The following is a 13,671-nucleotide window of genomic DNA, read 5'->3' as shown; positions in this document are numbered from 1 at the left end:
TTAGTTATTGGTTTATGATTATTTTGATAATTATCGAATTCTGTCAAAAGATTTGAGCAATTTGATGTCTTTAAGTATTCCCCTTATGGCCAGGTATGTGAAAATAATACAGATCACGGGCAATATAAGGCTGAATTTATAAAGAATCTCGGCGTTCATTTTGTCCGCGAATTGATTGATGTGATACCACATCAAGATAATGGCACCGATCAATAAGATGATTTCCACGATACATAAACGCAATTGGAGGAAACGTTTTTTAAACAAGAACACGTTCACTAAGGGAACTCCGATCGTGAAAATATTCATGATTAACAAGGCCCAGTAGTGGGCTTGTAGCACGCTATTTTCTCCAATGAGAACCACGCCATAAGTAAAAAAGTTATAGCTCGCGTCATTCGGAATAAGCAATTGGGCGATCGGCACGTACAACGGAATCGTCATGATGATAGCTACCACGAGCAAGTAAATAGTTTGAATCCTTTGAATCATAATTAATAAGTGATTAACGTATGAGAGAATTTAATGTATATTCAATAAGTTTCTTCATGTGCGGTTTGTAATCGGCCGAGGCATCCCCGTTGGCCCGGTTGGCAATGATCAGGCAAATCGTGGTGGCCCGATGGCCCATAAGAGCGGCCAGCCCAGCAATGGCGGCACTTTCCATCTCGTAATTGACAATTTTGTAATTCCCGAATTCGAAACGGGCAATTTCATCATTCACTGTCGGCATCTCGATCGGTAAGCGAAGCACTCGTCCTTGTGGCCCGTAGAATCCGTTTGCCGTCAACGTGACGCCTTTCACGGTAACGCCTTCCGTGTGTAATTTGTCCACCAGTTCGTCAGATGCTTTTACCGCGTACGGGCGGGCTGCTAAGGGTGTCCAGTGACACTCCTTGATAAAGGCCTCCTCGAAAGCGGCATCACATACCATTTCGTTATCCCGGTAGAAACGCAATACCCCGTCTATGCCGAGGCTCATTTCCGAGATCACGAATGAATGTACGGGTACATCTGCCTGCACGGAACCGGAAGTCCCGATTCGTACTATATTTAATGTTTTCTTTTCTGCGTTTATTTCTTTGGTGTGCAAGTTGATATTGACCAAAGCGTCCAGTTCATTCATCACGATGTCGATGTTATCCGCACCGATTCCGGTAGAGATAACTGACAGGCGGTGTCCCTTGTAATATCCGGTGATGGTACAGAACTCCCGGTCGCTTTTCCTGACTTCTATTTTCTCGAAATACGAGGCAATCATTTCTACTCGGGAAGGGTCACCCACGAGGATCACTTGTTTTGCCAGATCTTCGGGATGAAGGTGGAGGTGAAAGACACTCCCGTCATCGTTTGTGATTAATTCTGATGATTTTATTGGCTCCATATACTGTTTACTTTTTGAGCAACCAAATTTAGTAAAACAAATAATACCGGACAAATGTTTGGGGGTTTTTAATCCTGCCGCTCCGGCTGGAGTAAAAAGTTACAGGTTACAAGTTAAGTCTTCGACTTTAAACCTGTAACCTGCTAACTTGTAACCTGTAACTTAAAAGTCCGGCTATCTCGGCCGGACTTTTAATTATTTTGCGTAGTTTATAGCGCGTGTTTCTCGAATCACCGTGACTTTCACCTGTCCGGGGTAGGTCATTTCATCCTGAATCTTTTTAGCGATCTCGTATGAAATTTTCTCTGCCTCCGTGTCAGATACCTTTTCACTACCAACGACTACCCGTAATTCGCGGCCTGCTTGGATGGCGTAGGTCTTGACCACTCCATTATAAGAAAGTGCAAGGTCTTCCATCTCTTTCAGTCGTTTGATGTATGACTCAACTACTTCCCGTCTTGCTCCCGGACGTGCGCCTGAGATGGCATCACAAGCCTGAACGATCGGGGCGATCATCGTTGTCATTTCAATTTCTTCGTGGTGAGCACCGATAGCGTTGCAAATATCCGGTTTCTCCTTGTATTTTTCTGCTAGGCGCATACCGAGGATTGCGTGCGGTAATTCCGGTTCGTCATCGGGCACTTTACCTATGTCATGCAATAATCCGGCACGTTTTGCTTTCTTCACGTTCAAGCCTAATTCTGCGGCCATGATGGCACAGAGGTTGGCTGTTTCGCGAGCGTGTTGTAACAAGTTCTGCCCGTAAGAAGAACGGTATTTCATTTTGCCGACCAACCGGATTAATTCCGGGTGCAACCCGTGAATACCCAAGTCGATGGTGGTGCGTTTTCCAGTCTCGACGATCTCTTCCTCGATTTGTTTTTTCACCTTGTTTACGACTTCCTCAATCCGTGCCGGGTGAATACGTCCGTCGGTAACTAATTGGTGAAGTGAAAGGCGAGCGATTTCTCGTCTTACCGGGTCAAATCCGGAGAGAACAATTGCCTCCGGGGTGTCGTCCACGATGATTTCAACGCCAGTGGCTGCTTCCAGCGCCCGGATGTTACGTCCTTCCCGTCCGATGATACGTCCCTTGATTTCATCCGAATCTATATGGAATATAGATACGGCATTTTCGGTAGCGGTTTCCGTGGCCACCCGTTGGATGGTTTTTACCACGATCTTTTTCGCTTCCATGTTTGCCGTCATTTTTGCCTCTTCCATAATCTCGTTCACGTATGACATCGCTTCGGTTTCGGCCTCGTCTTTCAAAGAACTGATGAGTTTTTCCTTTGCCTGATCGGCAGACATCCCGGAAATGGCTTCCAATTGCTCGATCTGTTGTTTTTTGAATTTATCCAGTTCGGCGTGTTTCTTTTCCAGTAATTCTTTTTGGGCCTCTAGCGTCTCCTGTTGTGTCTCCGCGTCTTTGATCTTGCGTTGACATTCTTCCATTTTACGAGCCAATTCGGCATCTTTTTGTTTTAGCTTATTTTCCGCGAGAAGGATTTTGCTATTGCGGGCATTCACTTGTTTTTCGTGTTCGGCCTTTATCTGCAGGAATTTCTCCTTTGCTTGCAAAATCTTGTCTTTTTTAATTACTTCCGCCTCTGCTTCCGCTTCCTTGATGATGTTTTTGCTCCTGTATTTCAAGGTCATGTTGATTAGCAGGTATCCTAGAACGAATCCCACTATCAGAGCAATAACACCGGTAATTATTATTGTTATCATATTCGTAACTTGAATTTATAGTTATATAATATATTTTGGTGTTTTTTGTTTATACAAAAAACCCGCATCATTTCTTCTTTAAAAAACCCCTGTTAGACACGGGTAGAGCTGCCGTCAGATTCAAACTTCCACCGTCCCGAAGGAACCCCGAAGGGTTGAGGCCTGTCTTTGGCTAACTAAGCTTCACTCTAATTGGTTAAGTGTTGAGTTTTCCAGTTAAATACGAAATAATGCGGGTATATCTATTTCCTTTTCAAAGAACTCTTTCTTTTTTACTCTTTCACAACTTCGTCGAGCCTGCTACTAATCTTCTTCACCTCGTCCAATACCGGCTCCACGTCGTTTCGCCTTTCAGCCTCCAGCATCTTTACCGTGAATTGTAACGCGGTAACAGCTAGAAAATCAACGGGATCAGCAGTTGCGTACTTTTCCCTATATTTTGCAATCTTACTATTAATCAGCTGTGCAGCTTTTCTGATCTCCTCTTCTTCCTCTCTCTCTATGGTCAGAACGCAGGGCCTACCGGCTATATTTAGCGTAATAGTAAGTTTATCATTCATATTTAATTATTCAAAAGAGCAATACATTTATCAATCTCCCGCACAAGTTGGCTTATTCTATTTTTGGCCTCGGAACTTCCTTCTCCGGTCGAGATAGCAGCAGCCACCTTCAATGTCTTGATTTCTTCATGTAATTTCATGTTCTCACTTTTCATCCGCTCGATTTGAATCCTGAGTTCTTTCATCTCTGAATCCATCTCTCTGTTTTTGTCCAGTGAGGATATATATAGTTTTATCAGTCGTTCAACTTTTGTGTTTAGCTCGTTAATAACGGCATCTTGTTTTGCTGTCATAACATAATCTTTACACCACAAAGATAGAATAATTTCTTTTAAATATCAATAGTGTTATTAATTTTGCAATGGATTTAATGGTTTTTTTATGACAAACAAAATAATGTGGAGAGGGATTGGAGCTTTGTTGTTGATGTTACTTCTTTTATCATCAAATGTTTGCGCGCAAACTGACACGTTGCTTTACCCGTTGAAAAATGTTCCGCTACTGAGTGGGAATTTCGGAGAATTGAGAGCGACGCACCTGCATACCGGGTTGGATTTTAAAACCGGAGGACGGGAAGGACTACCGGTGATTTGCGTGAAAGACGGTGTCGTGGCACGTGTAAAGGTTTCTGCCACGGGGTACGGGAATGCCCTGTATCTGGAACACGAGGGGGGAATAACCACGGTGTATGGTCATTTGAGCCGTTTTGTACCCCGAATTACGAAAATCGTGAGAAATATACAATATAATAAGGAGTCATTCGAGGTGGACGAGAATATGTCGGGCTATGAACTCCGTTTTCGTGCGGGTGACACGATTGCTTATAGCGGGAATACCGGCTCTTCGGGTGGTCCTCATTTGCATTTTGAGGTGCGAGACACGAAAAGCGAGCGTGCTTTAAATCCTTTGCGTTTTCTTTCGGTGAAGGATCAAACGGGACCGAGCGTGCGAGGGGTTTACGTGTATCCGATTTCAAGCGAGGGGGTGCGGAATGCTGCACGTCGGGTGGAGGTGAAAAATACGGGTAACCGGGTATTCCGGGGAGGAAAGATCGGGGTGCCTGCCGGAATGGTCGGGATCGGGATACAATCTGATGACTACATGAAAGATTCTTGGAATAAATTGGGCGTGTATGATTTGAGCGTGAGTACCAACGGACAGGAGGTCTTTAAAATGACCATGAATGAGCTTTCTTTTGACCAGACGTTTTTGGTTAACGAGTTGAAGGATTTTCATCATTACAGGGAAAACCGCTTGGTTTACTTGACTTTCGGGAACTATCAGGAGCAATTGTTGTCCGTTAGTAATCAGAACGGGGGATTTATCCCGGTTGAGAAAGATAGCGTGGTGGATGTTACGGTTGATTTATCGGATATTAATGGGAATCGTTCTAGGATCGTGTTCCAGTTATGGGGTAAATCTCCCTTGCGGAAATTGGTATTGGCAGATGGGGAAAAATTATTGACGAATCACCAAAACGATAGCTTGAGAAAAGGAAAATATACCCTGTGGTTGGAGGCAGATGCTTTATCCTATCCGATCGTGTGCAAGCCGGAGGTGTCTTCCCGCTTGAGAGATAGTGTCGAGACGATCGAGGTGTTTTCTACCGGGAAACAAATATACCCGTTGATGAAAAATGCCCGGTTGGTGGTTGGCGGGAAGTTCCCGGAAAAGTCCGTGATCTGTTTGCTGGAGAAAAATAATCGTTTTTCTGCCTTGAAAACCCAATGGACGGAAGAGGGGCTTGAGGCATTCCCCCGGGTGTTGGGTGAATACACGGTTCGTCAGGACACGATTGCCCCGGTTATTTTTTACACGGGGAGGGCCGGGCAGAAAATCCGGTTTCGGATGATTGACGACTTGTCTGGTATCTCTTCTTATCGGGTGGAGGTGAATGGAAAATGGTGTTTGTTCACATATGACGCGAAAAATCGCCTGTTGGAAGGTAACATAAATGAACCCGTTTTCGTGAAAGGAAAAAACAGGCTTGTCTTGAAGGTGGAGGATGCCGTGAAAAATATTGCTACCTTTGAGACGGATATTTATAAAAAGTAGAAATAACAATGAATATAGAAGACGCAAAACAACTGGCAAAACAAGGCGATCGGGAAGGAGCGATTACCATGCTCCGGCAAATGTTAGAACAGAATGAAGGAGAACGGGAACTCGTGCTGTTGGAACTGGGAGTGGTGTATAATGCCATGGGGGAGACAACGCAAGCGATAAACCATCTGAATGAGGTGATGCGTATAAATCCTGAAAATACAAAGGCGAAGGCCTATCTGGATATGATTAACGGGATTCTTGATTATTATTGTAAGGACTTGTTGAATCCCTGATGTACCTCCGTAATTCTCTTGAAATACCGAAGTAATAATCTCGCATGATTCTTTCATCCAACTTTTCGCTCCGTTGCTCGCTTATTGGGAATGGGTTATGAAAGGGCGATGGAAGGGAGTTGGAAGGGCGTGAGGAGATTATTACTTTGGTAAAAGTCTGGTATTACACTGTCTTTAAACTATGTCAATCTATGCTTCTCTTGATTGTTTGCTGATAGTTCATTTAGACCACGGAGCATTCATCCTGCATTCTTCTTGCATTCATCTTCGATAAAATTGATTTTTGAGACGATTGTATTTGTAATTTGAGTGTGTGGTGTAGTATATTAGCTATCTGGAAAAATAGACTTGTTGGGCAGGTAAGGAGGGGGAAGTCTATGAGAAGGGGGGGCAGCGGCGAGCGAGTTCCCTCTCCCATCTTGTGATGGTATAGATTGGATTAATCCTCTTCTTCTTGTGCCAATTTTATTCCTACTGCGTTTAGCTTCGCTTCAATCTCGTTTGCTGCTATAGGACCACAGTTGTGGAATTTTAGTATTTGATTTTTCGTGTATTTTGTTATGTCTTCTACTATATCTATATCTGCACCCAGTAAAACGTTGGTACTCCTTGTGCTAAATTCAAACTTCCGAATGCTTGTTGCCAGTATTTGTTCTATTGTTTTGGCTTGTTTCTCCTTTTTGGTCGCGTATCCTTCCAATTCTGCAATTATTTCTTTAGCCTCGTTTAGAATCTCGATAAGTCTGTTGATTTTATCCTTTTCCATGATGTTGTGTATTTATTGGATGCAGAGATAATTTATTTGTGGTGAAAAATATCCTTGATAGCTTTATTTTTGCCTTGTAATTTGAATTAGTGAAAGTTGAGAATAAAGATTATGGTTATATAATTGATCCAGCTTTCACTGTTATTATAAAGTAATAAGCGAAGATTGTACTATTTTGTCGAAAACTTGAAAAATAATTTAGTGCTTTTTTTGTTTATGAGATAATTATTTATCATCTTTGCGCTGACAGAACGCAACACGTTCGGTTTTTATTGATAGCGTGCAATTATGCACTGTGAACGGAAACTAGCAACTTCTATATGGGCCACGGTGATTGCAACGCCTTCGAACCTGATTACGTATAGTAATATATCATAGTCGGGTCGAGGTTTGCTTTTCGTGTCCATTGGTTTGCTAGACCTCCGTTACGAAGAGCAGCCCGGTCCGATTTTATAAATCTTCCGGATTGCTAAAATATAGCGCCGGATTTTTTTAATTCCGGTGCTAACAAGAAAGCAGCCGGAAACGCACAGGGGAGCCACATTCATCTTCTCACATTAGTAGTTTGAATCCCACCCGGCTGTTTTCTTTAAAAATAGAATTGATAGGTTGGATACTTAACGGCGAGAGAATCTGTTAACTCCTTCTCGTTTTAAGTCCATCCCTGAAACCGCCTCAAGGAAAAGAGGCGGTTTCATTTCTTCTCGCTTGTACTTCAGAACGCTAAAAACGAAATTTTATTTTTATATCTCGATTAATTGATTTATCTTTGCGCCCAGTTTTCGAATTGTTAAATATGAACTTCAATCCGCTTGAAAGGGGGTGGTCAATTATTTTTGAGATAGTAAAAAATATACATATATTTAATTAGTAAGCAGCACATTATGGTGTTGCCGGATTTTTTTATTATAAAATAAGTATTCATTTTTTTAAATTATAAATCATGATAATTGTACCATTAAAAGAAGGCGAAAATATCGAGAGAGCACTGAAAAAATTCAAAAGAAAATTCGAAAAAACCGGCGTGATTAAAGAGCTGAGAGATCGTCAGGCTTTCACCAAGCCGTCTATTAGAAATAGAATGGCCCGGATGAAGGCTGCCTATCGTCAATCTTTGCAACAAGCGGAAGAATAAATCGATCACTTTCTTTGTTTTTCCAAACAAAAAACGTAACTTGCTTACGTTATTAAAATAGTAGAAATGATGCAGATAGAATTGTTCTTGAAGTATTTGAGTAGCGTGAAACGTTATTCGGAAAATACGATCATTGCGTATAAGGCGGATTTGTATCAGTTCTACGAATTTTGTGGATTGGAAGGGAATAATGAGGATTTTTCTCGAGTGACGACCAAGCTCGTTAGAGAATGGGTCGTGGCAGAGATGAGGGGAGACTTGAGGGTGAACGGTACCAGAGGGAAGTTAAGTGCTGCTTCCGGTAAGCGTAAGTTGAGCAGTATAAAGGCGTTTTTTCGTTTCCTTGTAAAAGAGAAAGTGATAGAGGTGAATCCCGCTGAAAATATCAGCGGGCCGAAATTGCCGAAGCGATTGCCGGTTTTCGTGAGGGAAGAGGAGATGGAATGTACGCTGGATGATGCGGAGAAAAAGAAAGGTTTTTCCGGATTAAGAGATTTCTTGATCTTGTTGATGGCTTATGATACGGGGATGAGGCGTTCTGAAATTGTTGGATTGAAGGTAGGGAATGTTGATCTTTCACGGCGTTGTATTCGTGTTTTCGGGAAAGGTGGAAAATGGCGAGAAATCCCGATCATGACCGAGTTGATACAGGACATTGAATGTTATTTGGATGCTCGGAGCCGCGTGGTGGAAGGGGAGCATGATCTATTTTTCGTGACCGATAAGGGAAAGCCGCTTTACGCTAATTTCGTTTATCGTTTGGTGACGAAAGAACTGGAATCACATACTTCTTTAGCAAAACGCAGCCCGCACGTATTGCGACATTCTTTTGCCACGCATCTGTTGGATAACGGTGCGCCGATTCAGGGAATTAAAGAATTGTTGGGACATTCCAGTCTGGCTGCAACCCAGGTGTACACTCACAACTCTGTGGAGAAGATGTTGAAGATTTTTAAACAAGCTCACCCGCGAGCATAAATTATAGGAGGAAACGATATGGACATTAGAATTAATCCTGTAGGTTTTTCAGTAAATCCAGTGCTGGAGGAGTTCATTAATAAGAAATTCTCGAAATTGGAGAAGTATCACGACGGAATTATGAGTATAGATGTTACGTTGAAATTGGAAAAAGACGATCATCTGGAAAATAAGTTGACCGAGGTGCATGTTGATGTCAAAGGGCAAGACGTGTTTGCTAAAAAGAACGCGAAAACTTTTGAAGAAACAGTGGACGAGTTGTACGATGTATTAAAGAGACAACTTGTTAAAGCGAAAGAAAAAAGAGAAAATTAAGAAAAATGATCTCATTTATTGTGAGATATGATTTTTAATTTGTACATTTGCAAGCCAAATTAAATGGGTTTTCTCGCACTTGTCTGGGTAATTTTCAGGTAAACAGCGAGTTACTTGCATGAAATTGAGTTATTGAGATAAATTGTTTAATAATAAAAATTGTTTTAGAGTTATGGCTAAAGAACATTTTGACAGGTCCAAACCACACGTAAATATTGGTACTATCGGTCACGTTGACCACGGTAAAACTACTTTGACGGCTGCTATCACTACGGTATTGGCAAAAAAAGGTCTTTCTGAATTACGTTCATTCGATTCTATCGATAACGCTCCGGAAGAAAAAGAGAGAGGTATCACCATTAACACTTCTCACGTTGAATACCAGACTGCAAATCGTCACTATGCACACGTTGACTGTCCGGGACACGCCGACTATGTAAAGAACATGGTAACTGGTGCTGCTCAGATGGACGGTGCTATCTTAGTTTGTGCCGCTACTGATGGTCCGATGCCTCAGACTCGTGAGCACATCCTTTTGGCTCGTCAGGTAAACGTTCCGAGAATCGTTGTGTTCTTGAACAAAGTAGATATGGTGGACGACCCGGAAATGTTGGAGTTGGTTGAGATGGAAGTTCGTGAGTTGTTGTCATTCTATCAATATGATGGAGATAATACTCCGGTTATCTTAGGTTCTGCTCTTGGTGCTTTGAACGGAGAAGCAAAATGGGAAGAGAAAGTAATGGAGTTGATGGATGCAGTTGACAACTGGATTGAGTTACCGCAACGTGCCGTTGATAAACCGTTCTTGATGCCTGTTGAGGACGTATTCTCTATCACTGGTCGTGGAACTGTTGCTACCGGTCGTATCGAAACTGGTATCGTTCACACGAGTGATGAGTTGGAAATTATCGGTTTGGGTGCTGATGGTAAGAAAACCGTATGTACCGGAGTTGAGATGTTCCGTAAGATTCTTGACGAAGGTCAGGCTGGTGATAACGTTGGTTTGTTACTTCGTGGTATCGACAAAGACGAGATCAAACGTGGTATGGTATTGGCAAAACCGGGTTCTGTTAAACCGCACGATAAATTCAAAGCTGAGGTTTATATCTTGAAGAAAGAAGAAGGTGGTCGTCACACTCCGTTCCACAACAGATACAGACCTCAATTCTATATCCGTACCTTGGACGTTACCGGTGAAATCACTCTTCCGGAAGGACGTGAGATGGTAATGCCTGGTGATAACTTGACAATCACTGTTGAGTTGATCACTCCGGTTGCTTGTAACGTAGGTTTGCGTTTCGCTATCCGTGAAGGTGGTAGAACTGTAGGTGCTGGTCAGATCACTGAGATCTTAGACTAATACAATTTTAGATTTAATGATTTTAGATTGTAGATTCGCAATTTAAAATTTAAAATTTAAAATTTAAAATAATGAGCCGGCTTCGGTCGGCTCACACACGGGAGTGGCTCAGTTGGTAGAGCATCGGTCTCCAAAACCGAGGGTCGGGAGTTCGAACCTCTCCTCCCGTGCAAATTAAATATAGAACAAATGAAGATTAAAAGTTATATATCAGATGTTTATAACGAGCTGGTGAATAAAGTAACTTGGCCCACGTGGTCTGAGCTCCAGAGTAGTGCAACAATTGTGATGATTGCTTCCGTTATCATAGCGTTGTGCATTTTTGCAATGGATTTTTCGTTCAGACATATCGTGACCGGTATATATAATTTGTTTTACTAAAAATCTTGGAGGTCTAACATGGCTGAAATGAAAAAAAGATGGTATGTACTTCGGACCATTGGAGGAAAAGAGAAGAAGGTAAAGGAGTACATCGAGAACGAAATCGCCAGTTTAGGGCTTCAGGATTACGTTTCACAGGTTTTAGTACCTGCAGAGAAGGTGTATCAGGTGCGTAACGGGAAAAAGTATAGCAGTGAGCGAAATCTTTATCCGGGTTACGTGTTGATCGAGGCCGCACTCGTTGGAGAAATCCCTCACATACTTCGTGACATCACGAATGTGATCGGCTTCCTGGGGGAAACCAAAGGAGGAGACCCTGTACCGATGCGACAAGCAGAGGTAAACCGGATCTTGGGTACAGTAGATGAACTTGCGGAACAACCAGAAGAAATAAGTATCCCTTATTTCGTTGGCGAGTCAGTTAAAGTGACTGACGGACCGTTTAATGGTTTTACCGGTGTGATAGAGGAGGTGAATACGGACAAGAAACGCTTGAAAGTAATTGTCAAGATTTTCGGACGGAAAACACCACTCGAATTAAGTTTCATGCAGGTAGAAAAAGAATAACAATTATTTGATTAAAAACAATCATGGCAAAACAAGTTGAAGCTATTATCAAGCTGCAAATTAAAGCCGGAGCTGCTAATCCTTCGCCTCCAGTAGGACCGGCGTTAGGTTCTAAGGGAGTCAATATCATGGACTTCTGTAAGCAATTTAACGCTAGAACTCAAGAGCAGGCAGGAAAGATCATCCCGGTAATTATACAGGTGTATGGTGATAAATCGTTTGATTTTATTACAAAACAACCTCCTGTTGCTATTCAACTTTTGGAAGTTGCTAAAATCAAATCCGGTTCCGCAGAGCCCAATCGTAAGAAAGTGGCCTCTATCACTTGGGATCAAGTGAGAGCAATCGCTACGGACAAGATGAAAGATTTGAACGCTTTTGAAATCGAGAAAGCAATGAGTATGGTAGCTGGTACCGCCAGAAGTATGGGTATAACCGTAACCGGTGACAGACCTTTTTAATGAACTTGTAACACTTCAAACGTAATGAGTAAACTGACAAAAAATAAGAAGTTAGCTTTAGCGAAGATCGAAGGTGGAAAAGTATATTCTATCGACGAGGCCGCACAGCTTGTGAAGGAAATCACTTTCACGAAGTTTGATGCGTCAGTTGACATGGACGTTCGACTGGGTGTAGACCCGCGTAAAGCCAATCAAATGGTACGCGGTGTATGTACTTTACCTCATGGAACCGGTAAACAAGTAAGAGTTTTGGTTTTGTGTACGCCTGACAAGGTGGAAGAAGCTAAGGCTGCCGGAGCCGATTACGTTGGATTGGATGAATATATCGAAAAATTGAAAGGCGGCTGGACCGACATCGATATTATCATCACGATGCCTTCTGTAATGGGTAAAGTAGGTGCTCTTGGTAGAATTTTGGGTCCTCGTGGATTGATGCCAAACCCGAAGAGTGGTACTGTAACCCCGGAAATCGGGAAAGCAGTAACCGAGGTGAAGGCTGGTAAGATCGACTTTAAAGTTGACAAATTCGGTATTATTCACGCTTCTATTGGTAAAGTTACATTCGAGCCGAACAAGATTATGGAGAACGCTAGAGAATTCTTGAACGTGATCAATAAATTGAAACCGGCTGCCGCTAAAGGTACTTATATCAAGAGCGTGTATCTGTCAAGTACGATGAGTCCCGGTATTCAAGTAGACCAAAAGACTTTACTTGATTAATGTAGTAATCTAAAAAGGACTTCAGTAGTATGAAAAAAGAAGATAAAAAAGTCGTAATAGAAACCTTGACGGAGCAAGTGAATTCTTACAAGCACTTGTATGTTAGTGACATTTCCGGTCTTGACGCAGTAGACACTCAGGCTTTGCGTCGGGCTTGCTTTGATGCTAACATCAAACTGGTGCAAGTGAAGAACACGTTGTTGAAAAAGGCTTTGGAAAACGCTACCAACAACTACGAGGAAATTTTTTCCGCGTTGAAAGGCGATAGTGCGATCATGTTGAGCGACACCGGAAACGGTCCTGCAAAACTGATTAAAGAATTCCGTAAGACTAAAGACAAACCGGTATTCAAGGCCGCATTCGTAGAAGAATGTGCTTATGTTGGCGAGGATCAGCTTGAATCGTTGATCAGTATCAAGTCTAAGGAGGAGTTGATTGCAGACATTATCGCAATGTTGCAGGCACCGATGCAGAATGTTATTTCCGCATTGCAATCCGGACAAAATACCATCGCTGGTGTTGTTAAAACACTTTCTGAAAAAGAATAATTTTTATAGTTTAGTAAACAAACAATTTTAAATAGTATAGAAATGGCAGATTTGAAAAAACTTGCAGAAGAGCTAGTAAACCTTACCGTAAAAGACGTAAAAGAATTAGCTGACATTTTAAAAGAAGAGTACGGAATCGAACCTGCAGCTGCTGCTGTAGCTGTTGCTGCTCCTGCAGCTGGTGGTGGTGCTGCTGCTGAAGCAGAGCAAACTGAATTCGATGTGATTCTTAAATCAGCTGGTGCTGCTAAATTAGCTGTTGTTAAGTTAGTGAAAGAATTGACCGGTCTTGGATTGAAAGAGGCTAAAGAAGTAGTTGACAAGGCTCCGGCTCCATTGAAAGAAAAAGTTTCTAAAGAAGAGGCTAACTCGTTGAAGACTCAATTAGAAGAAGCAGGAGCTGAAGTTGAACTTAAATAAAATAAA

Annotated in this window: 18 protein-coding genes and 1 tRNA gene; 13 read left to right on the top strand and 6 right to left on the bottom strand. The window is 42.2% G+C overall.

The genetic code is table 11. The features are described 5' to 3' along the window. Positions 1-30: 30 nt before the first annotated feature. The 5 genes from I2I33_RS11955 to I2I33_RS11935 form a co-directional block, all read right to left on the bottom strand. Positions 31-492 carry a DUF4293 domain-containing protein gene (locus I2I33_RS11955; RefSeq protein WP_087420792.1) on the bottom strand — a complete coding sequence of 154 codons (462 nt, stop codon included), beginning with the start codon at positions 490-492 and terminating at the stop codon, positions 31-33. 13 nt (positions 493-505) lie between these two features. Then, complete coding sequence (locus I2I33_RS11950; protein ID WP_087420793.1) at positions 506-1,384, bottom strand: nucleoside phosphorylase; 879 nt, start codon at positions 1,382-1,384, stop codon at positions 506-508. Positions 1,385-1,579: 195 nt separating this feature from the next. After that, positions 1,580-3,115 carry a ribonuclease Y gene (gene rny / locus I2I33_RS11945; RefSeq protein ID WP_087420794.1) on the bottom strand — a complete coding sequence of 512 codons (1,536 nt, stop codon included), beginning with the start codon at positions 3,113-3,115 and terminating at the stop codon, positions 1,580-1,582. 272 nt (positions 3,116-3,387) lie between these two features. Next, on the bottom strand, positions 3,388-3,675 hold the full coding sequence (locus tag I2I33_RS11940) for a cell division protein ZapA (RefSeq protein ID WP_027200797.1): 288 nt from the start codon (positions 3,673-3,675) through the stop codon (positions 3,388-3,390). A gap of 2 nt (positions 3,676-3,677) precedes the next feature. Beyond that, positions 3,678-3,968 carry a hypothetical protein gene (locus tag I2I33_RS11935; RefSeq protein WP_087420795.1) on the bottom strand — a complete coding sequence of 97 codons (291 nt, stop codon included), beginning with the start codon at positions 3,966-3,968 and terminating at the stop codon, positions 3,678-3,680. 88 nt (positions 3,969-4,056) lie between these two features. Between I2I33_RS11935 and I2I33_RS11930 the strand changes: the two genes are divergently transcribed. Together I2I33_RS11930 and I2I33_RS11925 are read left to right on the top strand one after the other, a co-directional pair. Beyond that, entirely contained in the window at positions 4,057-5,730 is a 1,674-nt protein-coding gene (locus tag I2I33_RS11930; protein ID WP_087420796.1) for a M23 family metallopeptidase, read from the top strand. An 8-nt stretch (positions 5,731-5,738) separates the two neighbouring features. Further along, positions 5,739-6,014 carry a tetratricopeptide repeat protein gene (locus tag I2I33_RS11925; RefSeq protein WP_087420797.1) on the top strand — a complete coding sequence of 92 codons (276 nt, stop codon included), beginning with the start codon at positions 5,739-5,741 and terminating at the stop codon, positions 6,012-6,014. 439 nt (positions 6,015-6,453) lie between these two features. On the opposite strand, the gene I2I33_RS11920 is transcribed toward I2I33_RS11925, so the two are convergent. Next, a complete protein-coding gene (locus I2I33_RS11920) occupies positions 6,454-6,780 on the bottom strand; it encodes a DNA-directed RNA polymerase subunit alpha C-terminal domain-containing protein (RefSeq protein WP_087420798.1) in 327 nt (108 codons plus the stop codon). Positions 6,781-7,723: 943 nt separating this feature from the next. On the opposite strand from I2I33_RS11920, the gene rpsU reads away from it, so the two are divergent. The 11 genes from rpsU to rplL all read left to right on the top strand — a co-directional run bounded on the left by rpsU (position 7,724) and on the right by rplL (position 13,665). After that, positions 7,724-7,915, top strand: a complete 192-nt coding sequence (rpsU, locus tag I2I33_RS11915; RefSeq protein WP_027200801.1) for a 30S ribosomal protein S21 — start codon at positions 7,724-7,726, stop codon at positions 7,913-7,915. A 66-nt stretch (positions 7,916-7,981) separates the two neighbouring features. After that, entirely contained in the window at positions 7,982-8,893 is a 912-nt protein-coding gene (locus I2I33_RS11910) for a tyrosine-type recombinase/integrase (RefSeq protein ID WP_087420799.1), read from the top strand. An 18-nt stretch (positions 8,894-8,911) separates the two neighbouring features. Then, positions 8,912-9,208, top strand: coding sequence for a ribosome hibernation-promoting factor, HPF/YfiA family (gene hpf, locus I2I33_RS11905; protein WP_027200803.1), 297 nt, complete (start codon positions 8,912-8,914; stop codon positions 9,206-9,208). Positions 9,209-9,380: 172 nt separating this feature from the next. Beyond that, positions 9,381-10,568 (top strand): elongation factor Tu, encoded by a 1,188-nt coding sequence (tuf, locus tag I2I33_RS11900; RefSeq protein ID WP_087420800.1) that lies wholly within the window; start codon positions 9,381-9,383, stop codon positions 10,566-10,568. Positions 10,569-10,665: 97 nt separating this feature from the next. Continuing rightward, a tRNA-Trp gene (locus I2I33_RS11895) sits at positions 10,666-10,738 on the top strand. 19 nt (positions 10,739-10,757) lie between these two features. After that, positions 10,758-10,949 (top strand): preprotein translocase subunit SecE, encoded by a 192-nt coding sequence (secE, locus tag I2I33_RS11890; protein WP_027200805.1) that lies wholly within the window; start codon positions 10,758-10,760, stop codon positions 10,947-10,949. An 18-nt stretch (positions 10,950-10,967) separates the two neighbouring features. Then, entirely contained in the window at positions 10,968-11,516 is a 549-nt protein-coding gene (gene nusG / locus I2I33_RS11885; protein WP_087420801.1) for a transcription termination/antitermination protein NusG, read from the top strand. A 23-nt stretch (positions 11,517-11,539) separates the two neighbouring features. Then, positions 11,540-11,977, top strand: a complete 438-nt coding sequence (gene rplK, locus I2I33_RS11880) for a 50S ribosomal protein L11 (RefSeq protein WP_027200807.1) — start codon at positions 11,540-11,542, stop codon at positions 11,975-11,977. A 24-nt stretch (positions 11,978-12,001) separates the two neighbouring features. Further along, positions 12,002-12,697 (top strand): 50S ribosomal protein L1, encoded by a 696-nt coding sequence (rplA, locus tag I2I33_RS11875; protein WP_027200808.1) that lies wholly within the window; start codon positions 12,002-12,004, stop codon positions 12,695-12,697. Positions 12,698-12,726: 29 nt separating this feature from the next. Beyond that, positions 12,727-13,245 (top strand): 50S ribosomal protein L10, encoded by a 519-nt coding sequence (gene rplJ, locus I2I33_RS11870; RefSeq protein WP_087420802.1) that lies wholly within the window; start codon positions 12,727-12,729, stop codon positions 13,243-13,245. Between the two features lie 42 nt (positions 13,246-13,287). After that, on the top strand, positions 13,288-13,665 hold the full coding sequence (gene rplL, locus I2I33_RS11865) for a 50S ribosomal protein L7/L12 (RefSeq protein WP_087420803.1): 378 nt from the start codon (positions 13,288-13,290) through the stop codon (positions 13,663-13,665). The last annotated feature ends 6 nt before the right edge of the window (positions 13,666-13,671 follow it).

Source organism: Butyricimonas sp. BSD2780061689_150309_C8, from assembly GCF_015560935.1.
GTDB lineage: Bacteria > Bacteroidota > Bacteroidia > Bacteroidales > Marinifilaceae > Butyricimonas > Butyricimonas paravirosa.
This window is presented reverse-complemented; position numbering and strand designations above follow the sequence as displayed.